The sequence below is a fragment of the Aureimonas altamirensis genome, from assembly GCF_001463885.1.
Lineage (GTDB): Bacteria > Pseudomonadota > Alphaproteobacteria > Rhizobiales > Rhizobiaceae > Aureimonas > Aureimonas altamirensis.
This window is the reverse complement of the sequence record NZ_BBWQ01000022.1, coordinates 58,342-82,875: the sequence shown is the minus strand read 5'-3', so window position 1 is coordinate 82,875 and position 24,534 is coordinate 58,342. Positions and strand designations below refer to the sequence as shown.

The following is a 24,534-nucleotide window of genomic DNA, read 5'->3' as shown; positions in this document are numbered from 1 at the left end:
CCCTGTAGTTGCTACAGACCGCATGGTACTGCGCAATGAGGATTTCGGCAAGGAAAGCGAGATCGGACATGGATATATCGCGACCCAGCACGGCGGGCATGACGTCCGCCACGACCGACGTGCTCGCGTCGGACCGAGCCGAAGTCGGACGGCAGCGCCTGGTCGCCGTCGGCGGCATTCTCGGCGCGCTTGCCGCCTCCTCGTGCTGCATCGTCCCGCTCATCCTGTTTAGCCTAGGCATTGGTGGCGCCTGGATCGGCAATCTGACGGCGCTCGCGCCCTACAAGCCGCTCTTCGTCGCCGGGACGACGGGCGTTCTCGGCTACGGCTTCTATCTCGTCTACTGGAAGCCGAGGCGGGCCTGCGCCGAGGATGCTGCCTGCGCGCGCCCGATCCCCAGCCGCATTGTCCAGATCGCGCTCTGGTTTGCGACGGTGCTCGTCGCGGCCGCCTTCGCATTCGACTACGTCGCCCCGCTGCTGCTTTCCGCCTGACACCAAGAGGAGACCCGTCCCATGAAGAAGAGTTTGAGTGCTCTTGCTTTGATCATGTCGGTGATGACCGCGCCTGCCGTGTTCGCTACCGAACGCACAGTCACCTTCGCCATCGACAACATGACCTGCGCCTCCTGCCCCTACATCGTGAAGACCTCGATGGCGGCGGTCCCCGGGGTCTCGACGGTGGCCGTCTCGTTCGAAGCCAAGACCGCGACCGTGACCTTCGACGACGCGCAGACGACCCCGGATGCCATCGCGGCCGCCAGCATGAATGCCGGCTATCCGGCCCGCCCGACGCAGGAGCAAGGCAGTTGACATGCATGACCGCGCCCTGATCCGCACCGGCGCCGCAGGCGCCATTGTCGTTGCGATCTGCTGCGCGGCGCCACTCCTTGCCGTGCCCCCGCCGCTGGCCGGCCTCGGCGCGTGGTTGACGGGTTCGGGTCTGGTCGTGCTTTCCCTGATCGCCGCGGGCCTCGGGCTTGTCGCCTGCGGCATCCATCATCGCCGTGCAAAGGTCGTCTGTTCCAACACGAAGATTCTGAATGAAGGCCTGAAGCCATGAACGATTGCTGCACATCCTCCGCGTCCCGCGACAAGGCGACGGTTTCTACATCCGCAACGGTGCCGAGCTTGGCCGTGCGGCCGGGTGTGACGTTTCCGGACTGGTCGGTGGTTTCGTCACCCGTGGTGAAGGAGGCCCTGCTGGCCATGGTCGGCTCCGACCATGTGCTCAACCGCTGGAGCGGCTACGAGGCGGCCACGGATCGCGTGCGCGTTGCGTTGCTACAGCTCTACGCCGAACACGGGCGAGCCCCGACCCCAAGCGCGCTTGCCAAGCGTGCGGGGCTGAGCGAGGAAGCCGTCCGTGCGCTGCTCGAAGAGCTCCGCCGTCGCGACCTCGTCGTACTCGATGGCGACATGATTGTCGGCGCGTATCCCTTCACCGACCGCGACACCGGCCACCGGGTCACACTGGACGGACGCACTCTTACTGCGATGTGCGCGGTCGACGCGCTCGGCATCGGCGCTATGACCGACCAAGACATCTCGATCGTCTCGCGCTGCCGCCACTGCGGCGCGCCGGTCCGGATCACCACGCAGGAACGGGGCCGGGCTCTGGCCGACGTTGAGCCGACGACGGCCGTCGTATGGCTCAGCGTCCATTACGAAGGCGGATGCGCTGCGAACTCGCTGTGCACTGCAACATCCTTCTTCTGTTCCGACGATCACCTCGCCGCGTGGCGCCGGCAGCGTCCTGCAGACGAGCCGGGATTCCGGCTGTCGATCGAGGAAGCTCTCGAAGCAGGTCGGGCGATCTTCGGGCCCAGCCTTGCCGGAATCGGCACAATCGCCGGCCACGGCAACAACGCGGCCGAGACACAAGGTGAGCCTCAATCGTCGGGCGATACGGCATCGCCGGACAGGCCCGTGACGCATCGGCGCCTTGGCACGAATGGCCGCAACAATGGTTCCTACGACCTTGCCATCATCGGCGCCGGCTCGGCCGGCTTCTCGGCCGCGATCACGGCAGCCGATCAGGGCGCCCAGGTGGCCCTCATCGGCAGCGGCACCATCGGCGGCACCTGCGTCAATATCGGTTGCGTGCCGTCGAAGACGCTGATCCGCGCCGCCGAGACGCTCCACAATGCCCGAGCCGCGGCACGTTTCGCCGGCATCACGGCCGAGGCCGAACTGACCGACTGGGGCGGAACCGTCCGTCAGAAGGACGCGCTGGTTTCGGAGCTACGTCAGGCCAAGTACGCCGACCTGCTCCCGGCTTACAACGGCATCGCCTATCGCGAAGGGCCGGCGCGCATCGTGGACGGCGGCGTCCAGGTGGACGGCACGTTTGTCTCAGCCGGCAAGATCATCATCGCGACCGGCGCGCGACCGGCCGTCCCTGTCATCCCCGGCATCGAGACCGTGCCATACCTGACGAGCACGACGGCGCTTGATCTCGAGGCGCTGCCCCGATCTCTGCTCGTGATCGGCGGCGGCTATATCGGGGCCGAACTCGCCCAGATGTTCGCCCGCGCCGGCGTCGAGGTGACGCTGGTGTGCCGCTCGCGTCTCCTTCCGGAGGCCGAACCCGAAATCGGCACGGCGCTGACGGGGTATTTCATGGACGAGAGCATCGCGGTGATTTCCGGCATCACGTACCGGACGATCCGCAAGACCGCGGACGGTGTTGCACTCACTGTCCATCGCGACGGCAAGGACGTCACGATCGACGCCGATCAGGTGCTCGTGGCGACGGGCCGCGCGCCCAATATCGAAGGTCTCGGGCTCGCCGAGCATGGGATCGCTCTCTCGCCGAAGGGCGGCATCTTCGTCGATGACCGCATGCGCACGACAAGATCGGGCGTGTACGCTGCCGGCGACGTCACCGGTCACGATCAGTTCGTCTACATGGCCGCCTACGGTGCCAAGCTCGCGGCGAAGAACGCCCTCAACGGCGACAGCCTGCGCTACGACAACAGTGCCATGCCGGCCATCGTCTTCACCGATCCGCAGGTGGCGAGCGTCGGGCTGACAGAGGCGGCTGCGCGGACCGCCGGCCACGCCGTCCGTGTCTCCACGATCGGTCTCGACCAGGTGCCGCGCGCGATTGCCGCCCGAGACACACGCGGGCTCATCAAGCTCGTCGCCGACGCTGGCAGCGGCCGGCTGCTCGGGGCGCATATCCTCGCACCGGAGGGAGCCGACAGCATCCAGACGGCGGCCCTGGCAATCCGGCACGGCCTCACCGTCGACGACCTCGCGGATACGCTCTTTCCGTATCTCACCACCGTTGAGGGCCTGAAGCTCGCGGCTCTTGCCTTCGACAAGGACGTGGCGAAGCTCTCATGCTGCGCCGGCTGAGCCGTGAAGGCTCGGATGTCGAACGTGACAATGTTGGAGGAGATCTAGTGGCGAAGAGATATGACCTTGCGATCATCGGCACGGGAACGGCTGCGATCGTAACAGCACACAGGGTTCGTGCGGCTGGCTGGAGCGTCGCCGTCGCGGACTTCCGGCCCTTCGGGGGCACCTGCGCCTTGCGCGGTTGCGATCCGAAGAAGATGATGGTCGGCGGCGCCGAGGCGGCTGATCACGCCTGGCGCATGAGCGGACGTGGAATCGAAGGGGACGCGACGCTCGATTGGACGGGACTGATGGCCTTCAAGCGCAGCTTCACCGATCCGGTACCGCAGAAGCGTGAGAAAGCCTTTGCCGACAAAGGGATTCACGCCTTCCACGGTCACGTTCGCTTTATCGGCCCGAATGCGCTCGAGTTCGGAGGAGAGAGGATCGAGGCGGACCGTATCGTGATCGCCGCCGGCGCCGAGGCCGTGCCGCTCGGCATTCCGGGCGAGCAGCACCTGATCACCAATGAAGGCTTCCTGGAACTGGAGAGCCTGCCTGAACGCATCGTCCTTGTCGGCGGCGGTTATATCGCGGCCGAGTTTTCGCACATCGCGGCGCGCGCCGGAGCACAGGTCACAATTCTTCAGCACGGGAAGCGAATGCTCAAGCAATTCGACCCCGATCTCGTCGGCTGGCTGATGGACAAGTTCAGCGAGCGCGGCATCAATGTCCGCACACAGGCAGGGGTGACCGCCATTGAGAAGGTATCAGACGGCTATCGCGTCCGGGCGGACTGTCCTGACGGCGAACTCGATATGGACGCACATCTGGTCGTCCATGCCGCGGGTCGGGCGCCGGCGCTCGCGACGCTCGATCTCGATGCCGGGAGCGTAAAGCACCATAACGGGCGGCTGGCGTTGAACGGATTTTTGCAAAGCGTCTCCAACCCCGCGGTCTACGCAGCAGGTGATGCCGCCGGCCTAGGACCGCCGCTCACTCCGGTATCAAGCCATGACGCGAAGGTAGTCTCGGCGAACCTGCTCAACGGCAACACGGTCAGGCCTGAATACACAGGCGTTCCGAGTGTCGCCTTCACCATCCCGCCGATCGCAGCCGTCGGCATGAGCGAAGCCAAGGCGCGTGAGAAAGGCCTGAACGTTCGCGTAAAGACCGAGCGCGTGGACGGCTGGTTCACCGCACGCCAGCAGGCCGAGACGGTGTATGGCTTCAAAACGTTGGTCGACGCGGACACTGACCGCATCCTCGGCGCCCATCTTGTCGGTCCGCACGCTGACGAAGTGATCAACATCTTTGCACTGGCGATCAGGCAAGGGCTGACGGCAGAGCAGTTGAAGACCACCATGTTCGCATATCCCAGCGGCGCGTCAGATATCGGCGAGATGCTTTGAGCGTAAGTGAGGTGGTCGACCGGTACGGCCGCGGAGCAGTCTGCACGAAAGAAATCCCTTCACCAGTCGCATTCGGTTCGCTGAGCAGTCGTAAAAACCACGAACCGCAATGCGAAGAGCAGCCCTCCAGATACTCCCGAGTGTCTCACCCGTTCTAAAACCGCGCAACGCCGCCAGATCGGCTGGTTTCGGCTGATGAAAGTCCGCTGAGACAGCTTGACTGTTCAGATAAGTCGCCGAGATGAACGCGGCCTTCTGCTGCGCCTCGCTCGGCATCGTGCCGACCGTGCGCCACGCCGACTACATCGGCTCCTGGCTGGAGGTGCTGCGCGAGGATAACCGCGCCATCGTCCGCGCCGCTTCGCAGGCGAGCAAGGCGGCCGACTGGCTGCTGTCGCATCTGCCCGACGAGGACGGCGCTGAATCGGTTGCGGCCTCGACCGAGCGGAGGGTGGCGGCATGATCCTCCTGACCCGTACCCAGCGTGCGCAGCTCCTCGCCAATGGCCGGCAGCGCGGCGCCGATCACGTCCCCGTCGTCAAATTCTTCAATCCCTTCGGCGCGGGCGTCTGGCTCGCCACCGAGCTGGATCAGGGCGGCGACATCATGTTCGGCCTGGCCGATATCGGCTACCCCGAACTCGGCTCGTGGAGCCTGGAAGAGCTGCGTGGGGTCCGGTTGCCCTTCGGCATGGGGATCGAGCGGGATCTGCTCTTCACCGGGGATTTCCCGATCTCGGTCTGGGCGGAGGCTGCGTGGGAAACCGGCAGCATCCAGGCGGCGGAACGAGCCCTCTACCGCGCCGGTGCGGCATTCACCCGCACATCCACAGATACGGAAAGCCGGGAATCCTGATTTCCGGTTGCCGGCTTTGTGGCCTGGCGTCGCACTCTTCAGAGGAAGAGGGCGGCGCTTCGCTTCGTGACGGGTTGGAGGTCGAGAGAGTGGCTCCCGGCCGCCCGTCGCGGAGAAATCACCATGGCCAAAGCTGCCAGGAAGAAGCCCGTCGCCCCGATGATCGTCTTTTCACGGGCGCGCGACATTCCGTTCAACCGGATCAGGCTGTCGGACAGCAATGTTCGCGAGGCTGACGTCGAGGCGGGTCTGGACGAACTTACCCATGACATCGACCGGCGCGAGGATCTCGTGCAGGGCCTCAACGTTCGCGCCATCCTCGACGCGGACGGCGTTGAGACCGGCGATTTCGAGACCCCGGCCGGCGGCCGCCGCTACAGGTCCATCGCGCGCCTCGTCGAAGCCGGTCGCTTCCCGGCCGATGGCCTCGTCCCCTGCATCGTCAAGAAGGCCGATGCCAAGACCTCGGCAGTCGACGACTCGCTGGCCGAGAACCTGCTGCGCCTCGCCCTGCATCCGCTCGACCAGTTCAAGGCGTTCAAGCGGATGTTCGACATGGGCATGTCGAAGGAGGAGATCGCCGACGCCTGGCGGACCACGCCGCGCTACATCATGCAGCGCCTTCGTCTCGCGACGGTCGCGCCGGCGCTGCACGACGCCTATGCGCGGAATGAGATGACGCTGGCGATGCTGGAAGCCTTCACCGTCAATCCCGACCACGAGCGCCAGCAGCAGGTCTGGGAGCGGATCAGCACGTCGTGGCAGAAAGAGCCCTGGCACATCCGCAGCCTGCTGACCGAGACCACGGTTCCGGCTGCCGACAAGCGCGCCCGCTTCATCGGCATCGACGCCTATGAGGCGGCGGGCGGCCCGGTGCTGCGCGATCTCTTCTCCGACGAGAACGGCGGTTGGTTGCAGGACGTCACGCTGCTCGACCGCCTGGTTGACGAGAAGCTGCGCACTGTCGCCGACGAGATCGCCGGACAGGGCTGGAAGTGGATCGACGCGGCAGTCGAACTTCCCTACGGCTACGCCAACGGCCTGCGCAGGCTGGTCGGTGTGACCCAGGAGCTGACCGACGAGGAGCGCACCGCCCGCGAGGCGCTGCGCGACGAGTATGACGAACTCGAAGCGCAGTATGCAGAAGCCGACGACCTGCCCGATGAGATCGACCAGCGGCTCGGGGAGATCGAAGCCGAGTTGGAAGGCTTCGAGAACCGGCCCGTCACCTTCGCGCCGGAAGACATCGCCCGTGCCGGTGTTTTCGTCAGCATCGACCGCGATGGCGAGTTGATCGTCAGTCCCGGTTATGTCCGCCCCGAGGACGAACAACCCGAGAGCGTCGATGGTGAGGATGCGGGCGAAGGTGCCGACCCGTCCGATCCCGATGCGGTGCAGCGCGCGGTTATCACCGTCGGCGGCGAGCCGGTCCCGGACGGCGATGAAGAGGAGGACGATGCCGTCAAGCCGCTGCCCGAGCGGCTGGTGACCGACCTGACCGCCTGGCGGACGCTGGCGTTGCGCAATGCGCTTGCCGAGAATCCGCGCGTCGCCATGACGGCGCTGCTGCACAAGCTGGTTCTCGATACTTTCGAGCGCACCGCCACCTCGGGAACCAGCCTCTATGCCGCCGTGCGTCACATCTATCTTCCCACGGATGCGACCGGGCTCGCTGACAGCGCCGCCGCGAAGATGATCGACGAGCGCGCGGACGCCTGGCGGGGCGACATCCCCGCTGGCGATGACGACCGGCTCTGGGACTGGATCGACGGTCTCGACGATGCCAGCCGCCTGGCGCTGCTCGCCCATTGCGTCAGTTTCGGGGTCAACGCGCTTTACGAGCGGCCCAACCCCTATTCGGGGAATGGCATCTCGCAGCACGGTCTCGACCGCCGCATGGCCGAGGCCGAACGGCTGGCACAGGCCACCGGCCTCGATCTCGTCGAAGCGGGCTGGAGGCCCACGGTCGAGAACTACCTGGGTCGCGTGACCAAGACCCGCATCATCGAGGCGGTGCGCGAGGGCGCCGGCGATCGCGCGGCCGATCTCATCGCGCATCTCAAGAAGGGCGATATGGCGAAGGAGGCCGAACGGCTCCTGGCCGATACCGGCTGGCTGCCGGAGCCGCTGCGCCCCGCCATCGAGGCGCAGGCCGTGGATGGCGCGACCGATCAGGACGAGGACAGCGTGGCGCTGCCCGACTTCCTCGCCGGTGGCCATGAGGACACGGCCGAGGCCGCCGACGATCCAGAGGCCCTCGTCGCCGCCGAGTGACGCGCAGCAGCGGGGCGGCCTCCGCCGCCCCGCATTCCATCCCTTCCATCTGAAGGCCCGGCATCTCGCCGGGCCGCTTTCGTTTCAGGAGCAAGATCATGTCCGCTTCCCTCATTTTCGACATTGCGCCTCTCGGCTCGCTCGTGGCCTATAGCGACGGCCAGCCGAAACCGCCCGCACGTTTCACCAAGAAGCTCGCCGCGTGGAAATCCCGCAACGGGGCCGGTCGCCTCGTGCGCAAGGAACCGGGCCGCGAGCGCCCGACCTACACGACGCCGCCGTCCTTCACCCTGCATGAGGGTGATTTCGGCGAAGGCGGCATCATCCTCATCACCATCATGCGCAGCTACGGCATCGACAGCGATCTGAGCTTCCGGGTTGTCGAACGCCCGAAGATCGGTCAGGTCCGTGTTGTGCAGGATGTCGGAGAGAACGTCGAATTGCTGCACCTCGCGGAGAACCACGAGGCGGCCGAACTCTGGCTAGCCAGGAACGGCTACAGCCGCGCGCGCCTCGAGGAGATCACCGCCGACGAGGCAGGCGCCGATGCCGTCGAGGGTCGAGCTGCCGCGTGACCATCGCCGATCCCGTTCATCCGGCCCGCTTGTCCCGTGACGGCGGGCCTTCTTCGTTTCAGGAGAACACAATGGCCATTCCCGATCCCGTTCGAACGAACTTCGACACTCTGCTTCGTGCTGCCGATGACGGCAATCTCGCCCTTATGGAATGCCTCGACGCCGCGACCCGTGAGACACGCTATGTCCTGTGCGCGGTCGGCCGCGACGGGGGTGATTACGTCTTCACGCCGTTCGGCCATCTCGCAAGCGGCAACCCCTATGACGCCTATCTGCCGCCGGATCCCGACGATCCTGCCGGCTTTGTCGAGAAGGCCGAAGATGGGGGCGCATCATGATGACGGTCGATGAAATCTTCGCCGATGACCGCCGCAATCCGCCATCGGAGCGCTCGCTTCCCTGGGAGGAAACCCGCAACGGCGTCACCGTCATCGTGGAACCGAAACCGCATTGGGCCGAGGACATGCGCGCCTTCCGGCTCGATGCCCGCGAATACTGCCGCTATGCCGACTGGACGGCCCATGGCGCCCGGACGCGCTTTTTCGGTCATATCGACACCTCCGGCGACGATGTGATGATGAAGGCCCGCGCCATGATCGCCCGCGAAATCGCCGATGGGTTCTGGGACTGACCGGCCCTGAAAGCCGAACCTTGCACACGGGGCTATCGGGTATCGCTGCACAAGCAGCGATGGATCGAGTTCGAGCTTCACCATTGCGCCAACTCCTTGGTGTTGTGGGGGCAACGGGTTCCGTCCCCGGCCTGAAACACACCCTGAATATCCGCCGGCAACGAGGCTGGCGCAGCAAAGCATCTGCGACGGGTTTCCGGCACCGGCTCGACGCAAAGCACCATCCCCCGCTTCCATTCGCTAACCTTGGTCCGACCGTCTCTTTGCATTCAACCCCGGTGGGGTCGGCTTACGCGCGCGTGCCGCCCTCGGGGATTCGGAAAGAATCCGAACGCCCGAGGGTGATTGCAGATCCGGTCAGACACTTCGGGCGCCTGTCGCGCGGGGGATGGTCCCCCGCCTCCAAAGACAGGAGCCGGAACCCATGTCCTACGCAGATGCCACCGCTTTCGCCGCCAGCCTCGCCACCACGCTGATGGTCGTGATCGTCGTGTTCCAGGCCGGGGACGGCACCCACGGCGCCATGCCCGCCGACGAGTTCGACGGCGACGAAGAGATGGTGAAGCTCGAACTCGATCCCTTCGGCTGAGGCGCGAAAGCGCCTCCGCCCGACGGCCCGGCCCGCGTCAGGCGCAGCCGGGCCTTGTGCCATGCGCAGGCTGCGCATCGCCAGCGGCGGTGCCGAGGCCTCGCCTCGGCTCTGGAAAGGGAGAGTTGGGCCGGGATCGGGGCGAGCCTGGCGGAAGGAGAGGAGAGCGCCGCCGGGCCATATCATCCCGCTCTCCTGGAGGATCATCCAATGACCGATACCGACAAACCAGCCACGCCGGAATTCGACATGGCCGCCAGCGTCGCGCGCTTCTTCGCCGAGCGCGATGAGCGCAACCGTCGCGCTGAAGCGGTCCGTCCCGACAACAAGACGGCGCTGTTCGATGCGCTGGCCGCCGCAGGCATCACTCTCGTGACCGTCACCTTCGACGGTTCTGGCGACAGCGGCCAGATCGAGGACATCACCGCGCAATCGGACGACCGGACCGTGGACCTGCCGCAGGGCGAGATCACCATTGCCACGGTGGCATGGGGAACCGACAAGGTGACCGCAATCTCAATGGGCGTTGAGGCGGCCATCGAACAGCTCGCCTATGACTTCCTCTCGGAAACCCATGGCGGCTGGGAGAACAATGATGGCGCCTATGGCGAGTTCAGCTTCGATGTGGCGGCGCGCACCATCACGCTCGACTACAACGAGCGCTACACCGCCACCGAATTCTACAGTCACGAGTTCTGAGGGGGCGGAAATGGCACATCCCTATCATCATGCGCTCTCGTCGGTGAAGAAATGGGGCGGCACGGTCGAGGATTACTTGCCCATCCATAGCTGGTTCGATGCCAGCAAGGAGATCCTGGCCGATTTTCGTCATCGCGCGCTTCGCCACCATGCCGAGGGCATCTTCATGGCCGAGACCATTTTCGGGGCGACGATCACCCTGTCCACCGGCAGGGTGATCCCGGCCCGATGGGTCGGGGAGCAGCATGTCCGCGAGGATCTGGGCCGTATCCCGTCCTTCGCCGATTGGGCGCGGGCAATCCACCCGGCGCCTTGGATGGGGCGGACGCAGCGGATCGAGGCGGAGGTCGATCCGCATTGCGTCAATGGCCGACTTCAGGAAGAAGTCTGAGCAGTCGCGTCAGCCTCCCCCTTATGAAAGCCTCTTGCCATGCTCAGCCATATCGTCATCTCCGTCCTGCTCTGCACGGCTTCCTGCGAACCGGCGGAAATCCGCGTCTGGGACGGTGACTCGATCCGGCTGGGTATGGGACAGCAGTCCGAAGCTGTTCGGATATTCAACATCGACGCTCCCGAAATGGAGGGCCGCTGCATCCATGAAACCGACCTTGCCCGGCAAGCGAAGATCAGGCTGGCGGAAATCCTGCAAGGTCGGCGGGTCGAAATCCTGCGTCAGGGGACCGACCGCTATGGCCGGACCCTGGCGGCGATACGCGTCGAAGGCCGCGATGTCGGCGATATTCTCGTCGATGAAGGGCTGGCGAGAACCTGGGCCGGGCGGCGTGAGCCCTGGTGCTGATCGCCGGATCGTCCCGCCGAGGTGCGGGACGATCCACCGTCGGGACGGGAGAGTAAGAGTGCGGGCCGGTTGGCCGTGACGGATTGTGAGGCGGGAGAGGGGCTTCCGCCGTCCGTCGCGGAGCATTCCCCATGAGCCTTTCCCACCACACCACTTTCGCCTCGATCGGCGAAATTGTCGCGCGACAGATCCTGCCCCGGCTGCGTCATGCCCAGAAGCTGCCGCTGCGCATCTCCTGCATCGGTATCGCCAGCGATGACGAAAGCGATGACGTCGGCGGCTTCGACCGCACGCTCGTCATCGGCCAGTGCCAATCCCCCGAAGAGGCGCTGATCATCGCCAGCCAGCGCGTTGCGCGCGGTGATTTCCGCGTTGGACAGGGCGATGCGCTGCGCTTTCGCCCCCGCGTCATGGTCATTCAGGACAACGAACTGGGCCTTGTCCTTGCCGGTGAGGTCCGGGCCGGGATCGTGCTCTGGCAGCATCCGGTCGCCTCCGACGCCGAGGCTCGCCGCACCGTCACGGAGGCCAGCCGTCTGCGGGGCATGGCCTTCACGGCATCCGGGCGCGGCGATGCGGTATCGGCTCGTGATCTCCGCCACCGCGCCAGCCTGCTCGAGGCGCGGCTGGTCGATCCCTTCTGGCGCGAGACGACTGCCGATCTGCTGCGGCTGCCACAAGCTGCCTGACCTGTCGCCCCTTTCCATCCACTAGGCCCGGCCCCGCGCCGGGCCTTCTCGTTTCAGGAGCCTGACATGGCCGACTACTTCACCCATTTCTCCTGCCTGCTCGACGTGGGCAGCCCCGAGAACGCCGCCCGCGCGCTTGATCTCTACAACGCGCTGGCGCGCGAAAACGCCGCCGAAGATCCGCCCTCGGACGGCTTCATGCTTTCGATCCAGCCCGAACATGGCGGCACCCAGCTCTGGATGCGCGATGACGGCACCGGCGATCCCGAGCATGTCATCCAGTTCGTCAAACGCTGTGCCGCCGCGTTCGGCCTGACCGGGCTATGGGGGATGCAATACGCCAATACCTGCTCACGTCCGAGAATCGACGGGTTCGGGGGCGGCGCGCATGTCCTCGACCTCGCCACCGGCGAGACGGTGGACTGGATCTACACCGACGGTTGGCTTTCCACCGTTCTGGACGGGGGCGACCCCAATGCCTGACGTCATCGAAACCACGGTCTATCGGCTCGACGAGCTTTCCGAAGCCGCGAAAGACAATGCCCGCGCCTGGTATCGCGAGGGCGGCTTCGACTACGATTGGTACGATGCCGTCTATGAGGATTTCCGGCGGATCGCGGACATCCTCGGCATCCGCATCAAGACCCGCACCGTCCGCCTCATGGGCGGCGGCGTGCGACAAGAGCCTTGCATCTGGTTTACGGGCTTCTGGTCGCAGGGCGATGGCGCCGCGTTCGAAGGCCACTATTCCTATCGCAAAGGCACGGCGGCGGAAATCCGTACCTATGCGCCGAAGGATGTGGAGCTGCACCGCATCGCGGATGCCCTGCACCAGGCGCAACGCCGCAACTTCTACCAGTTGACCGCCGAGGCGACCCATCGGGGGCGATACTATCACGAATACTGCATGGCGATCTCGGTCACCCGCGACAGCCCGACCTGGCAGGACATGACCGCCGATGCCGAGGAGACCGTCATGGAGGCATTGCGCGATCTCGCCCGTTGGCTTTATCGCCAGCTTGAGCGCGAATACGACTACCTGACTTCGGATGAGGCGGTCGATGAGGCCATCGTTGCCAACGAATACAGCTTCACAGTTGATGGAAAGCGCTTCGGCTGAAACCCTTCTGCGCTGCCTCACAGAACCGACAGCAGGTCCGTCCGTGAGAAGTCGTCGCCGACGAAGAGCAACGGGCAGCCGCGTTCGCTGGCGACCTCATAGGCGAAGCAATCCCCGTAGTTGAGTCCGGCGGGATGAACGCCCTTGCCCCAGCGGGCATAGGCTTCGGCGATCCTGCGTGCCGAGGCTTCAGTGACGGAGACCACCTCGAACCCAAGGCCCTCGACCAGGGCGGCGATCTCTTCACCGACATTGCGCCGCCCGGCGACGATCAGCGCCTCGGCCACTGTTCCGGCCGAGATCAGCAGGCCGTCTGCCGCCTCGATCGCCACCATGCAGGTCTCGGCCTGCGGCTCGTCCAGCACGATGGCCATCAGCGCCGAGGTATCGACGGCGATCATGCCGGCATCCCGTCATCCCCGTAGAGGAAATCCTGGCTGCGCGCGGCAGCCGCGCCGGGCAATGCCTTGCCCCGCGCCGTGGCCCGGACCCGCTCCATCAGCGCGCGCCGGCCTTTCGGGGTCGCCACCACGGCAACCGGCACGAGGCGGGCGACCTCGTGGCCCCGCCGCGTCAGGATCACCTCGTCGCCGGCTTCGGCCCGCTTCACCAGTTCGGTGAGCTGCCCCTTCGCCTCGGTGACAGAAACCCTCATCGCATATCACTCCAGATGTTCTCCGCTATTCTGCACAAGATGGTCCAGATAATGGTCCACTTCAAGCCCCCAGAGCGAAAGGACGGCCGGGAACAGGTGCCCCCGGACGGGTTGAGAGAGGGTCGTCCGGCAGGTGCCCCTTTCCCTCTCGGAGACCGATCATGGCTTTGCCCGAACTTGCTTCCCAATCCGCAATCCGCGTCCCCGACGAGCGCCGCATGGACTTCCTGCCGCGCCTTTTTGGCCGGCGCCTGCTCATCATCGGCGAGCATACCGTCTTTCGCTTCATGGAGATACTCAGCCCCGGCGATTACGGCGGCGGGCTCTGGGATTTCTACGAACGCGCCGGCCAGCCGCTCTATCTCGCGCCGACCTCAAAGCCCCGTTGCCGCCTGTTCTGCGAAGGCAACGGCTTCGAGGGCGAGGTCTCAAGCGATGCCGCCGGGATCATCGCCACGCTCTTCGCCTTCTCGCATCTTTCCTTCCGCTACGATGACGACGAACTCGCCGAGGGCTATGGTCGCCTCTACGAGCATGCCGCCGATCACGCGGAGGCGGCGGCGATTTTCCAGGCCATCGACTGAAACCCACAAGCGCCCAGCCTGACGGTCGGGCGCTTGTTTCATGCCTGCTTTCGCCACGGCTTCAGAGCGAGAGATGGGCCGGAAGGGGTTTGAGCCGGTGCGGTCGAGAGAGAGCGCTGCCCGGCTTGATCCTGACTTGCTCTCCCGAGGAATCCCCGATGAACATGATTTCCGCATCCGCGGCGGCATCCGCCACCGCGCCGCTTCCGTTCGACCATGACGCTGAGACCGCGGCCTGCGTTTTCACCGCTGCCGGTCTGCTGCTGCCGCATCTGGAACGCGGTCAGCGTGTCGACGCCGCCACGCTGCGCGGCGCCATGGAGGCCGCCTTCGGCACGTCCGATGCCACCGGCGCTTGGGACTGGAAGACCGCCTATGATGCCTGCGAGGCGGCGACCGTCCTCTTCCTGCGCAAATACGGCAATGCACTTTTCCGCAAAGCCGGGTCTCCGTCGGCAATCCTGCCGCAGCTTACGAAAATTGCCGGGCTCCTGCCGACCCACACCCGGCGTTCCGAGGAAGCGCAGACCTTCCAGCAGTTCTCCACCCCGATCCCTCTCGGCTTCGCTGCGGTGACGGCGGCGGCGATCACGCACGCCGACCGCGTGCTGGAGCCCTCGGCCGGCACCGGGCTCCTCGCCATCCTGGCCGAGATCGCCGGCGGTGCGCTGCTCGTCAACGAACTGGCCGAGGTCCGCGCCGGCCTGCTTTCCTCCCTCTTTCCGGCCCTGTCCGTCACCCGCTTCGACGCCGCCCAGATCGACGATCATCTCGATCCCGGCCTGATCCCGACAGTGGTGCTGATGAACCCGCCGTTCTCGGTCATGGCCCATGTCGAGGGCCGCGTGGCTGATGCCGCCTTCCGCCATGTCGCCTCGACGCTGGCGCGCCTTGCGCCCGGCGGGCGGCTCGTCACCATCACCGGCGCGAGCTTCGCCCCCGACAATCCGGCCTGGACGGCTAACTGGAAACGGCTGCAGGAGCGCGGCCGCGTGGTCTTCTCGGCCGTCATCGATGGATCGGTCTATGCCAAGCACGGCACCACCATCGACACGCGGCTGACCGTCATCGACAAGCTGCCCGCCGAAGACCCGGCGGTGTTCCCGGCAGCGCCCGGTGTGGCGTCGGATGTTGCCACCCTGATGGGCTGGCTGGCGGAGCAGCTTCCGGCCAGGCTTCCCGTCGATCCCGGCCTGGCCGTGCCGGTGGCACGACCGACCGCGCCGCGCACCGTGCGCGGCTATGTCAACCGCGCCGCGCGATCCGCGCCCGACGCGCCCCTTGCGGAACCGGAGGCCGTGCCGGTCGCCTACGAGATCGTGGATTGGGAACCGGCCGAGGGCGGCCGCCTCTCCGACGCGATCTACGAGGAATACGGTCTTCAGACCATCCGCATCGCCGGGGCGCAGGCGCATCCGACCCAGCTCGTGCAGTCGGCCTCGATGGCGAGCATCGCGCCGCCGAAGCCGAGCTATCGTCCGGTGCTGCCCAAAGACATTCTCGGCAGGCTGTCCGAGGCGCAGTTGGAGACGGTGATCTATGCCGGCGAGGCCCATATGGGATTCCTCGCCGGGGCTTGGACGGTGGACGACACGCTCGACAATCTTGCTGCCACGCCGGAGGACGCCAAGGGCGCCGTCCGCTTCCGCCAAGGGTTCATGGTCGGCGATGGCACCGGCGTCGGCAAGGGCCGGGAATCCGCAGCGATCATCCTCGACAACTGGATGCAGGGGCGGCGCAAGGCGGTCTGGATCTCGAAGTCCGACAAGCTGCTGGAGGATGCGCAGCGCGACTGGTCGGCGCTTGGCATGGAGCGGCTGCTGGTCACGCCGCTGTCGCGATTCCCGCAAGGCGCAAAGATCACCCTGAACGAAGGCATCCTATTTCTAACCTATGCCACGCTGCGCTCCGACGACCGCGGAGAAAGGATTTCCAGGGTCAGGCAGATCGTCGAATGGTTGGGTTCCGACTTCGATGGAGTGGTGATTTTCGACGAGGCGCACGCAATGGCCAATGCCGCAGGAGGCAAGGGAGAACGCGGCGATGTCGCCGCCAGCCAGCAGGGCCGTGCCGGGCTGCGCCTCCAGCACGCCCTGCCGCAGGCCCGCGTGGTCTATGTCTCGGCCACCGGCGCCACCACCGTCCACAATCTCGCCTATGCGCAGCGGCTCGGTCTCTGGGGCGGCGAGGATTTCCCATTCTCGACCAGGGCGGAGTTCGTCGAGGCGATCGAGGCCGGCGGCGTCGCGGCGATGGAGGTGCTGGCGCGCGACCTGCGGGCGCTTGGCCTCTACACCGCCCGCTCGCTGTCCTTCAAAGGCGTGGAATACGAGTTGCTCGACCACGAACTGACCCCTGAACAGGTCCGCATCTACGACAGCTATGCCGATGCCTTCGCCATCATCCATAACAATCTCGATGCGGCGATGCAGGCCGCCAACATCACCGGCGGCGAGGGCGGGTCCGGCACGCTGAACCGGCAGGCCAAGTCCGCCGCCCGCTCGGCCTTTGAGAGCGCCAAGCAGAGGTTCTTCGGGCACCTGTTGACGTCGATGAAAACCCCGACGCTGATCCGGTCCATCACGGCCGATCTGGAAGCGGGACATTCTTCCGTCATCCAGATCGTCTCGACCGGCGAGGCGCTGATGGAACGGCGGCTGGCAGAGATCCCCACCGAGGAATGGGGCGATCTGAAAATGGACCTGTCGCCGCGCGAGTATGTCCTAGACTACCTCGCTCATTCCTTCCCGGTGCAGCTTTATGAGCCGTTCACGGATTCGGAGGGCAACCTGTCGTCGCGCCCGGTCTATCGTGATGGCCAGGTGGTCGAGAGCCGCGAGGCCGCGGCCCGGCGCGACGAGATGATCGCCAACCTCGCCAGCTTGCCGCCGGTTCCCGGCGCGCTCGACCAGATCATCCAGCATTTCGGCACCGACACGGTGGCGGAGGTCACGGGCCGCTCGCGTCGTATCGTCCGCAAGCGCGGCGGCGGCGTTACCATCGACCGGCTCGTCGTGGAAAGTCGCGCCGGTTCGGCCAACCTGGCCGAGACGCAAGCCTTCATGGACGATCAGAAGCGGGTGCTGGTGTTCTCCGATGCCGGCGGCACCGGGCGCAGCTATCACGCCGAACTGTCAGCGAAGAACACCCGGCTGCGCGTCCATTACCTGCTCGAAGCCGGCTGGAAGGCGGACGCCGCCATCCAGGGCCTTGGCCGGACGCATCGCACCAATCAGGCGCAGCCGCCGCTGTTCCGGCCGATCTCGACCAATGTGAAAGCCGAGAAGCGCTTCCTCAGCACGATTGCCCGCCGCCTCGACACTTTGGGCGCGATCACGCGCGGCCAGCGCCAGACCGGCGGCCAGGGCCTGTTCCGGCCCGAGGACAATCTGGAAAGTCCCTACGCCCGCGACGCGCTGCGCCAGCTCTATCTCCTGCTGGTGCGCGGCAAGGTCGAGGGATGTTCGCTCGAACGCTTCGAATCCGCCACCGGGTTGAAACTGATGGACGCGAACGGCATCAAGGACGAGCTGCCCGCCATCACGACTTTCTTGAACCGGCTGCTGGCGCTGACCGTCGAGCTTCAGGGCGTTCTCTTCAGCGCTTTCGAGCAGCTTCTGACCGCGCGGATCGAGGGCGCCATCGCGTCCGGCATCTATGACGCTGGGCTGGAGACGCTGCGCGCCGAGAGCTTCACCGTCACCGACCGTCAGGTGATCTACACCCATCCCCGCACCGGGGCCGAGACCAGCCTGCTGACGATCACCGAACGCAAGCGCAACCGGCCCGTCATGCTCGATGCCGCCCTAGCGGAACTCGACGATCCGCGCGCGAAGCTCCTGATCAACGGGCGCTCAGGCCGCGCGGCGGTGCAAATCCCCACCACCAGCGTCATGCTGGACGATGGCGAGATCGAGCGCCGCGTCAGGCTGATCCGGCCGATGGAAGCACACAATATCCCCATCAGGATGATGGGCGAGACCCATTGGGTCGAGGCCGACCGGGACGCATTCGCTGCGGCCTGGAATGCGGAACTTGCGGAGGTGCCGGAGTTCGCAGACAGCACCCTGCATATGGTGACGGGCTTGCTGCTGCCGATCTGGAAACGGCTGCCGAACGAGTCCACCCGCGTCTATCGCCTCCAGTCTGACGCGGGCGAGCGCATCATCGGCCGCAAGGTCTCCCCGGCCTGGGCCGCGAACGCGACCACGACCGGCATCGCGAAGGTCACGCCGAAGGATGCTTTCGCGGCGCTGATGGAAGGCCGGACGATCCTCGATCTCTCCGAGGGCCTCCAGCTTCGCCGGGTCCGCGTCATGGGGGTGAACCGCATCGAGCTTTCCGGCTTCACCGACACCATGCGCCAGCGTCTCACGGCATACGGCCTCTTCCACGAGATCATCTCCTGGAAGCTGCGCATGTTCGTGCCAGTCGATGCCAGCGGACCCGCCGTGCTGGCCAAGCTCTTCGACCGCTGGCCGGTCGAGCGCATCGGTGAACGGGAGGCAGCCTGATGCCGCGTCACGACGCCTCCGAACTGGCGACCCGTCTCGGCCGAGAGGCCGAGGCGGTCTGCCGCCACTATCTCTCGTCCGGCCACCGCGCCGGGCGATATTGGCTGGTCGGCGATGTGCAGAACACTCCTGGCCGCTCGATGTTCGTGCGCCTGACCGGCCCGGGTTCCGGCAAGGGCGCGGCGGGGAAATGGACCGACATGGCCACCGGGGAGCATGGCGATCTGCTCGACGTCATCCGCGAGGCGCTTGGCCTTGTCGACTTCAAGGAAGTGGCCGAGGAAGCGCGCCGTTTCCTTGCCCTCCCGCATCCTGAACCGGAGAAGACGAGGACGCCGACCGGCAGCACATCCAGCAGCGTGCCCGGTTCGCCTGAAGCGTCGCGCCGCCTCTTCGCCATGGCGCAGCCGATCCACGGCACCCTTGCGGCGATCTACCTCAACGGGCGGGCGATCACCTCCCTCTCGGACACCACCGCGCTGCGCTACCATCCGAGGTGCTACTATAGACCCGACGAGTCTTCACCCACCGAGATCCGGCCGGCACTCGTTGCCGCCGTCACCGATCTTGCGGGCCAGCAGACCGGCGCGCATCGCACCTGGCTCGCCCCGGACGGTTCCGGCAAGGCGGCTGTCGAAACACCGCGGCGGGCGATGGGCGTCCTTCTCGGGCACGCTGTCCGCTTCGGAACCGCCGCTGAGGTTCTCGCCGCCGGCGAGGGCATCGAGACCGTGCTGTCGCCCCGTCAGGTTCTGCCCCGCATGCCGATGCTGGCGGCGCTTTCGGCCGCTCACCTCGCTGCCATCCTGTTCCCGCCGTCGCTGCGCCGGCTCTATGTCGTCAGGGATCGCGACCCGGCCGGGGACGGTGCAAGAGACGGCCTGGCCGCCAGAGCAGAGAGCCTCGGGATCGAGGCGATGTCGCTCACGCCGCTCAACGGCGATTTCAACGATGATCTGCGACGCCACGGCGCCGATGCCCTCCGGGCGCGTCTGAAGGATCAGCTTCATCCTGAAGACGTCCGCCGGTTCATGGAGAGGTGAGGTCGTGATCGGTCCCGGAGGCGCGGCCCAGCGTCATCCTCTGCCGGTTTCAGTCTTTCGCCATCGGCAGGTGCATCCATCGTCGGAGAGTCCCGCGCCCACGGCCTTCGGAGAGGGCGATCGGCGCACAAACGGGCCGGGCAGGCAATGGCCGGGTTTGGACTATTTTCCGCCGGCGGGGACGAACCCCGCCTTTGCATCGCGAAAGTCAAAATAGCCCACCCCCGGCCATCAAGGCCCTCGCGGAGCGGGCGAGGGCTGCCAACCCGTCCCGCCCGTGCGCTTCGACGCCTGCGAAGGCCGCGATGGGCGCGGTCTCCAGACGAAGGACGCTCCCGATGACGAACGAAACCTATTCCGCAGGCGACGAGCCGGTCCACACCTCCTCCCAGACCGATCACACCCTCACCGAACTCCAGCTCTACGGCTGGCGCCCGTTCCAGGACGAACCCGATCCGAGGCCGCTGCCCGAGGGCAACACCGTCGCCGCCGCCGTCACCGACATCTTCGACGCCCTCGTCGCGACGCTCGGCGACACCCGCTTAGAGCCCGACCTCGAAGAGCTGCTCTGGGGGACCGTCAATCTCTTCCACCGCGCCACCGGCCGGGTGGAGCGCGATCTCGACGACAACGAGCAGGCGCAGCGCCGGCTTCAGCGGGAACAGGACGGCAGCGAGGTCAAGTCGGTCGAACTCGAACGCCTCACGGCCGAGGGGCAGACCCTGATCGAACGGCGCGCCAGCATGGAACTCTTCCGCGACCTCGCGGCCGAGGCTTTCGAGCACCACACCGGCAGTGCCTGGCGGCCGCGCAGCGGCTCGATGGTCAACCATCGCAACCTGACCGCCGCGATGATCGACAGCCGCGACTTCCTTGCCGCGAAGCGCCGGGCCGAGACCGAGGTGATGCTGCCCGCCGGCCCGAAGGTTGCCGTGACTGGCGGCGCGGACTTCAACGATCACCGCCTGATCTGGGCGAAGCTCGATCAGGTCCATGCCAAGCACCCCGAGATGGTGCTGCTGCACGGCGGGTCGCCGAAGGGAGCCGAACTGATCGCTTCCCGTTGGGCAGATCACCGCAAGGTGCCCCAGGTCGCCTTCCGGCCCGACTGGACCAAGCACGCCAAGGCGGCGCCGTTCAAGCGAAACGATGCCATGCTGGACGTGCTGCCGGTCGGCGTCCTCGTCTTCCCCGGCACCGGGATTCAGGAGAATCTCGCCGACAAGGCCCGCAAGCTCGGCATCCCGGTCATGAAGTTCGACGGCGGCGCGTAAGCGCCGCCGCCTGGCGGCTTTCGGCCGCCGATACTTGACAAGATGCAAGGCCGCGCCTTTGATGGAACATCCTTGCAGAACCGGCGAAGCAGCATAGTCGCAGGCGGAGCGCATCTCCCGGCAGCCTGTCGTGATCCCCAACCGTTCTCTGGAGGTTTCCATGACGCTGATCCTGCTCGCCATCTCGCTCACCATCGCGGCCTGCGTGATCGCCTGGAATCTCGCGATCTATGCCTTGCCCGTCATGGCAGCCATCACGGCCGCGCAATATGCCTGGGGCGCGGGCGCCGGGGTCGTGATGTCCGGCCTCATGGCCATCGGCGCCGCCGTGCTCTCGATCGCGCTTGTGATCGTGACTCTTGGCTTCGCGAAGAACCCGGCCCTGCGGCTCATTGCGCTCGCTCTCTTCGCCGTGCCCGCCGTCATCGCCGGCTATGCCCTTGTCTATGGCATCACCAAGAACGCCATCGACTCGGGGCTGGTTCTCAACCTGTTCGGCGGCATGGGCGGTCTCGTCATCGGCATCTCGGCCATCGTCAATCTGAACGCCCTCGGCGAGTCGGTGTTCTCGCGCTGAAACGGCAGACGCGATCAGCCACTTCTGAGGAAGGCCGGCAGCTTGCGCCGCCGAGCCCCGGTCGTTTCGCCCAAGACGGAAAAGCAGTTCGTCGCAGCATGTCACCATCGCACCCGGTCTGCTTCTCGCGGCGCTTGAAATGGTCTGCGGTGCGAACCGTGGTCCCGTGCGGTCGATGCCCCGCTGCATCGGTCCACGTCGTTTCGTGGGGCCTTCGCGAACACCTTCCTTGTCCCTTCACGATGCTGAGGGACCGAGCCTTTGGCCGATGAAGCAGGGCGGCGCCATACCGGACCCGAGAACCCGATAGCCTGTCCGATCACATCGCGGATGACATGGCCTTCCGGCGGCGGACACGACGGTGACCGGCAAAGACGGTTGAAGGAGTGCCATGCCGGTGGTCTCGGTTCGCATGGGGGCCTGCCTGGTCGCTGTCGCCAGCAAGGACGATGGTTCTGCTGTGCGTCCCCGATCTGCTTTCGAAAGCACCATCCCTCCGCCTGACTGATCCCCTAAGTCCGTTCGGCTTCCACCAGCAACCCCCGCGGCTCCCAGCCGTGTTGCCGCGCAAACGCGGCTGCCCGCCCCACCTGGGGCCTTGGGGGCAAGCTGCAGCAAGGGCGGCAGTTGCAGGAGTCTTCCGACGGCCTTGGCCGGGTCTCGTCGGAGGGACGGTCCCTCCGAGGAGCAACGGAGACCTACAATGCAGAACATCGTCATCCTCGCCGGCAACATCGGCCAGGCCCCCGAAACCCGCACCACCCAGGGCGGCACCGGCATCACCCACTTCACCCTGGCCACCTCGCGCCCCCGCTATTCGGAAGGCCGCGTCCTGCGCGACGAGAACGGCTATCGGGTCCAGGACACCGAATGGCACCGCATCACCTGCTTCAACGGCCTCGGCAAGACGGTCCAGCAGCATTGCGACAAGGGCATGAAGGTTCTGGTTCGCGGCCGCATCCACTACACGAAATGGACCGATGCCGCCGGGGTCGATCGCTACGGCTGCGAGATCATCGCCGAGACGGTCGATTTCCTGAGCCGGGCGAAGCAGACCCAGAACGACGACGGCAAGTTCATCGACGACGATGACATTCCGTTCTGATCGGGAACCCGAGGCCCGGCGGCGCAAGCCGCCGGGTTTCCCTCCTGCTTCACCGGATCGCGCCCGCCGCTTCTGGCAAGGTCCAGCGACCGAATCAGACGGGCATGGACGGGAGCGTCGTCTCTCTATCCTTGATAATTGCACCTGAATTTCGGCTGGTGCTCACAGCGAGAACGACTATTATAGCCGTAGTTCTGGAGTGCGTGCGTATCCCGGTGGGAGGTGATCATGTATGATCACCGCTCGCCAATCTCGGGCTGCGCGCGCGTTACTGGGATGGACACAGGAGACGCTCGCCGACAAGGCCCAGGTCGCATTGACCGCACTCAAACGCCTCGAATCCCAAAGCGGGCTCGAGGTGTTCGAGTCCACCCGCGACCAGGTGCGCCGCGCTCTCGAAGCGGCCGGGATCGTTTTCTTGTCGACGGATAAGGGCGAGGGCGTGTTGCTGCAACACGATACGGTCAACACCGACAAACGGTGAAACAGCGGCCAGCGTGATGTCAGGTTCTCGTCAAAAGGAATGGCTGTCTTCCGCCGAAGATGGTTAACAAATACGTTACCCAAACGTGAGCGAATGATGGGACGCCCGACACAGACTTTCCTCGACAAGCCACCGTCCAGCCAGACGCTGACGTCCTATGATCGCGAGCATATGAAACTCTACATGCGCCTGCTCGATGCCGAGCGTGATGGCGCCGATTGGCGCGAAGCTGTGCAGGTTCTCTTTGGCCTCGATCCCGAACATGACCCCGAGCATTGCCGGTCCATCCATGACGCTCACCTCGCCCGCGCGCACTGGATGACCGAACACGGCTACCGCGAGCTGGTCCGCGAAAGCCAGCGCAATTCCTGACGCGTGATGCGTGCCGCGCATCACCTGTTGACCATCGCCTGACTTCCTCAATTCAACGCGTGCGGGAATCCTGACCCTTCTCAATTCGTTTGAGTAGACCCGGGAGGCCGCGATGACCCCTGACGCATCGACTTGGCGTTCGTCGGCGCAATACGACCATCTGGATGAACTGACGGCATCCGATCTGGCCTGGGAATGGCTGCGCCGCAATGACGATTATGACGCAGATTTTGAAGCCTCAATTGCCGACCATGGAGACCCCCAACCGCTGACCGAACGGATCCGGCAGCGATGGGGGTTGCGATTTCCCTGTCGATCCGTTGGTCCCGCCACCCGATGCGCCGGTCTTTTGGCTCCCGGCGGAGGACACAAGTGTGGTGGTGCTGACCGGGGTCCCTTCGGAACTTGGCGACAGCGCTGACGTCACTCCGCAGAACTGGCGCATCGACTACGCGGTCGAGAATGCAGGTGCGGAGTTTCACTTTCCGCTCGGCAACGGGCAGAAGCTCCAGATTTTCGACGGTGCCATCAAGGGGGACGCGATCGCGGTCGCCATCGTCCCTCTCAGCCTCGCCGGTTTCGACCGGATCGAGGCCATTCAACGCTTCCTTTCGGCCCTGCATGGTCGCGCGATCCCGCCGGATACGCGCCTGACACGCCAGCAACGCGCACGCCTCCGACGGATGCTGCGGGCCTTCGATGGCCATCGGGCCGGCGTCACGCAGCAGGAGATCGCGCGGGTTCTTCTGAACACCGGCCGGCTTGAGCGGGACGAATGGCAGGCGTCCTCGGCCCGTCATGCCATCAAGGCACTCCTGCGCGACGCCCGTTCCATGGTCGCCGGCGGTTATCGGAAACTCCTTCGTCATCGCCGCCCACGATAACGCGATCCTTTGCCCTGATGGTGGGCGATTTCGATACCCCCCAACTTCGCCCTGC

Annotated in this window: 29 protein-coding genes and 1 pseudogene; 28 read left to right on the top strand and 2 right to left on the bottom strand. The window is 65.8% G+C overall.

Annotated features, from left to right (window positions below):
- Nucleotides 1–68: 68 nt before the first annotated feature.
- From AUL31_RS17000 to AUL31_RS16920, 18 genes and pseudogenes are all read left to right on the top strand, one after another.
- Nucleotides 69–494: a mercuric transporter MerT family protein gene (locus AUL31_RS17000; protein WP_039194744.1), complete on the top strand. Its 426-nt coding sequence runs from the start codon at nt 69–71 to the stop codon at nt 492–494.
- A 21-nt stretch (nt 495–515) separates the two neighbouring features.
- Entirely contained in the window at nt 516–812 is a 297-nt protein-coding gene (locus tag AUL31_RS16995) for a heavy-metal-associated domain-containing protein (protein ID WP_012112816.1), read from the top strand.
- Between the two features lies 1 nt (nt 813).
- Complete coding sequence (locus AUL31_RS16990) at nt 814–1,062, top strand: hypothetical protein (protein ID WP_036742955.1); 249 nt, start codon at nt 814–816, stop codon at nt 1,060–1,062.
- Nucleotides 1,059–3,362, top strand: coding sequence for a bifunctional organomercurial lyase/mercury(II) reductase MerBA (gene merBA, locus AUL31_RS16985; protein WP_012112815.1), 2,304 nt, complete (start codon nt 1,059–1,061; stop codon nt 3,360–3,362). Before AUL31_RS16990 ends, merBA begins: the two co-directional genes overlap by 4 nt.
- A complete protein-coding gene (locus tag AUL31_RS16980) occupies nt 3,347–4,756 on the top strand; it encodes a dihydrolipoyl dehydrogenase family protein (protein WP_285292715.1) in 1,410 nt (469 codons plus the stop codon). The genes merBA and AUL31_RS16980 overlap by 16 nt, the downstream gene beginning before the upstream one ends.
- Nucleotides 4,757–4,988: 232 nt before the next feature.
- Nucleotides 4,989–5,219, top strand: a pseudogene (locus AUL31_RS16975) (zincin-like metallopeptidase domain-containing protein); the annotation flags it as partial.
- Nucleotides 5,216–5,611, top strand: a complete 396-nt coding sequence (locus tag AUL31_RS16970; protein WP_039194750.1) for a DUF2958 domain-containing protein — start codon at nt 5,216–5,218, stop codon at nt 5,609–5,611. The pseudogene AUL31_RS16975 and the gene AUL31_RS16970, both read left to right, overlap by 4 nt.
- 123 nt (nt 5,612–5,734) lie before the next feature.
- Nucleotides 5,735–7,885 (top strand): ParB/RepB/Spo0J family partition protein, encoded by a 2,151-nt coding sequence (locus tag AUL31_RS16965; RefSeq protein WP_039194752.1) that lies wholly within the window; start codon nt 5,735–5,737, stop codon nt 7,883–7,885.
- Between the two features lie 98 nt (nt 7,886–7,983).
- Nucleotides 7,984–8,460: a hypothetical protein gene (locus tag AUL31_RS16960; RefSeq protein WP_012092595.1), complete on the top strand. Its 477-nt coding sequence runs from the start codon at nt 7,984–7,986 to the stop codon at nt 8,458–8,460.
- Nucleotides 8,461–8,531: 71 nt separating this feature from the next.
- Nucleotides 8,532–8,798, top strand: coding sequence for a DUF6117 family protein (locus AUL31_RS16955; RefSeq protein WP_012092596.1), 267 nt, complete (start codon nt 8,532–8,534; stop codon nt 8,796–8,798).
- Entirely contained in the window at nt 8,795–9,091 is a 297-nt protein-coding gene (locus AUL31_RS16950) for a hypothetical protein (RefSeq protein ID WP_012092597.1), read from the top strand. The genes AUL31_RS16955 and AUL31_RS16950 overlap by 4 nt, the downstream gene beginning before the upstream one ends.
- A gap of 424 nt (nt 9,092–9,515) precedes the next feature.
- Complete coding sequence (locus tag AUL31_RS20405; RefSeq protein WP_166507195.1) at nt 9,516–9,680, top strand: hypothetical protein; 165 nt, start codon at nt 9,516–9,518, stop codon at nt 9,678–9,680.
- Between the two features lie 210 nt (nt 9,681–9,890).
- The gene (locus tag AUL31_RS16945; RefSeq protein WP_012092608.1) at nt 9,891–10,379 is read left to right on the top strand and encodes a DUF6878 family protein; all 489 of its coding nucleotides are present in this window, start codon (nt 9,891–9,893) and stop codon (nt 10,377–10,379) included.
- Between the two features lie 10 nt (nt 10,380–10,389).
- Entirely contained in the window at nt 10,390–10,770 is a 381-nt protein-coding gene (locus AUL31_RS16940; protein ID WP_012092609.1) for a DUF6915 family protein, read from the top strand.
- Nucleotides 10,771–10,809: 39 nt separating this feature from the next.
- A complete protein-coding gene (locus AUL31_RS16935; RefSeq protein ID WP_012092610.1) occupies nt 10,810–11,178 on the top strand; it encodes a thermonuclease family protein in 369 nt (122 codons plus the stop codon).
- Between the two features lie 131 nt (nt 11,179–11,309).
- Entirely contained in the window at nt 11,310–11,867 is a 558-nt protein-coding gene (locus AUL31_RS16930) for a hypothetical protein (RefSeq protein ID WP_039194755.1), read from the top strand.
- Nucleotides 11,868–11,933: 66 nt separating this feature from the next.
- Nucleotides 11,934–12,350 (top strand): hypothetical protein, encoded by a 417-nt coding sequence (locus tag AUL31_RS16925; protein WP_012092612.1) that lies wholly within the window; start codon nt 11,934–11,936, stop codon nt 12,348–12,350.
- Complete coding sequence (locus AUL31_RS16920) at nt 12,343–12,987, top strand: antitoxin (RefSeq protein WP_039194756.1); 645 nt, start codon at nt 12,343–12,345, stop codon at nt 12,985–12,987. Before AUL31_RS16925 ends, AUL31_RS16920 begins: the two co-directional genes overlap by 8 nt.
- Nucleotides 12,988–13,004: 17 nt before the next feature.
- Here AUL31_RS16920 and AUL31_RS16915 read toward each other — a convergent pair whose 3' ends face one another.
- Nucleotides 13,005–13,388 carry a type II toxin-antitoxin system VapC family toxin gene (locus tag AUL31_RS16915; RefSeq protein ID WP_012092614.1) on the bottom strand — a complete coding sequence of 128 codons (384 nt, stop codon included), beginning with the start codon at nt 13,386–13,388 and terminating at the stop codon, nt 13,005–13,007.
- Nucleotides 13,385–13,642, bottom strand: coding sequence for a type II toxin-antitoxin system Phd/YefM family antitoxin (locus tag AUL31_RS16910; RefSeq protein ID WP_028034381.1), 258 nt, complete (start codon nt 13,640–13,642; stop codon nt 13,385–13,387). Before AUL31_RS16910 ends, AUL31_RS16915 begins: the two co-directional genes overlap by 4 nt.
- A 161-nt stretch (nt 13,643–13,803) precedes the next feature.
- On the opposite strand from AUL31_RS16910, the gene AUL31_RS16905 reads away from it, so the two are divergent.
- The 10 genes from AUL31_RS16905 to AUL31_RS16865 all read left to right on the top strand — a co-directional run bounded on the left by AUL31_RS16905 (nt 13,804) and on the right by AUL31_RS16865 (nt 24,479).
- Nucleotides 13,804–14,226 carry an antirestriction protein gene (locus AUL31_RS16905; RefSeq protein ID WP_012092616.1) on the top strand — a complete coding sequence of 141 codons (423 nt, stop codon included), beginning with the start codon at nt 13,804–13,806 and terminating at the stop codon, nt 14,224–14,226.
- 158 nt (nt 14,227–14,384) lie between these two features.
- Nucleotides 14,385–18,740 (top strand): strawberry notch-like NTP hydrolase domain-containing protein, encoded by a 4,356-nt coding sequence (locus AUL31_RS16900; protein ID WP_060609304.1) that lies wholly within the window; start codon nt 14,385–14,387, stop codon nt 18,738–18,740.
- Entirely contained in the window at nt 18,740–19,783 is a 1,044-nt protein-coding gene (locus AUL31_RS16895) for a DUF7146 domain-containing protein (protein ID WP_039194763.1), read from the top strand. Before AUL31_RS16900 ends, AUL31_RS16895 begins: the two co-directional genes overlap by 1 nt.
- Nucleotides 19,784–20,121: 338 nt before the next feature.
- Nucleotides 20,122–21,057: a DUF2493 domain-containing protein gene (locus AUL31_RS16890; RefSeq protein WP_012092619.1), complete on the top strand. Its 936-nt coding sequence runs from the start codon at nt 20,122–20,124 to the stop codon at nt 21,055–21,057.
- 160 nt (nt 21,058–21,217) lie between these two features.
- The gene (locus tag AUL31_RS16885; protein WP_039194765.1) at nt 21,218–21,634 is read left to right on the top strand and encodes a hypothetical protein; all 417 of its coding nucleotides are present in this window, start codon (nt 21,218–21,220) and stop codon (nt 21,632–21,634) included.
- A gap of 703 nt (nt 21,635–22,337) precedes the next feature.
- Nucleotides 22,338–22,739 (top strand): single-stranded DNA-binding protein, encoded by a 402-nt coding sequence (locus AUL31_RS16880; RefSeq protein ID WP_012092621.1) that lies wholly within the window; start codon nt 22,338–22,340, stop codon nt 22,737–22,739.
- Nucleotides 22,740–22,971: 232 nt separating this feature from the next.
- Complete coding sequence (locus AUL31_RS16875) at nt 22,972–23,223, top strand: helix-turn-helix domain-containing protein (RefSeq protein WP_012092622.1); 252 nt, start codon at nt 22,972–22,974, stop codon at nt 23,221–23,223.
- A gap of 96 nt (nt 23,224–23,319) precedes the next feature.
- Nucleotides 23,320–23,595, top strand: a complete 276-nt coding sequence (locus AUL31_RS16870) for a DNA -binding domain-containing protein (RefSeq protein ID WP_039194909.1) — start codon at nt 23,320–23,322, stop codon at nt 23,593–23,595.
- Between the two features lie 112 nt (nt 23,596–23,707).
- On the top strand, nt 23,708–24,016 hold the full coding sequence (locus tag AUL31_RS20745) for a transcriptional regulator domain-containing protein (protein WP_073469400.1): 309 nt from the start codon (nt 23,708–23,710) through the stop codon (nt 24,014–24,016).
- Nucleotides 23,970–24,479 carry a DUF2285 domain-containing protein gene (locus AUL31_RS16865; protein WP_197057540.1) on the top strand — a complete coding sequence of 170 codons (510 nt, stop codon included), beginning with the start codon at nt 23,970–23,972 and terminating at the stop codon, nt 24,477–24,479. The genes AUL31_RS20745 and AUL31_RS16865 overlap by 47 nt, the downstream gene beginning before the upstream one ends.
- The last annotated feature ends 55 nt before the right edge of the window (nt 24,480–24,534 follow it).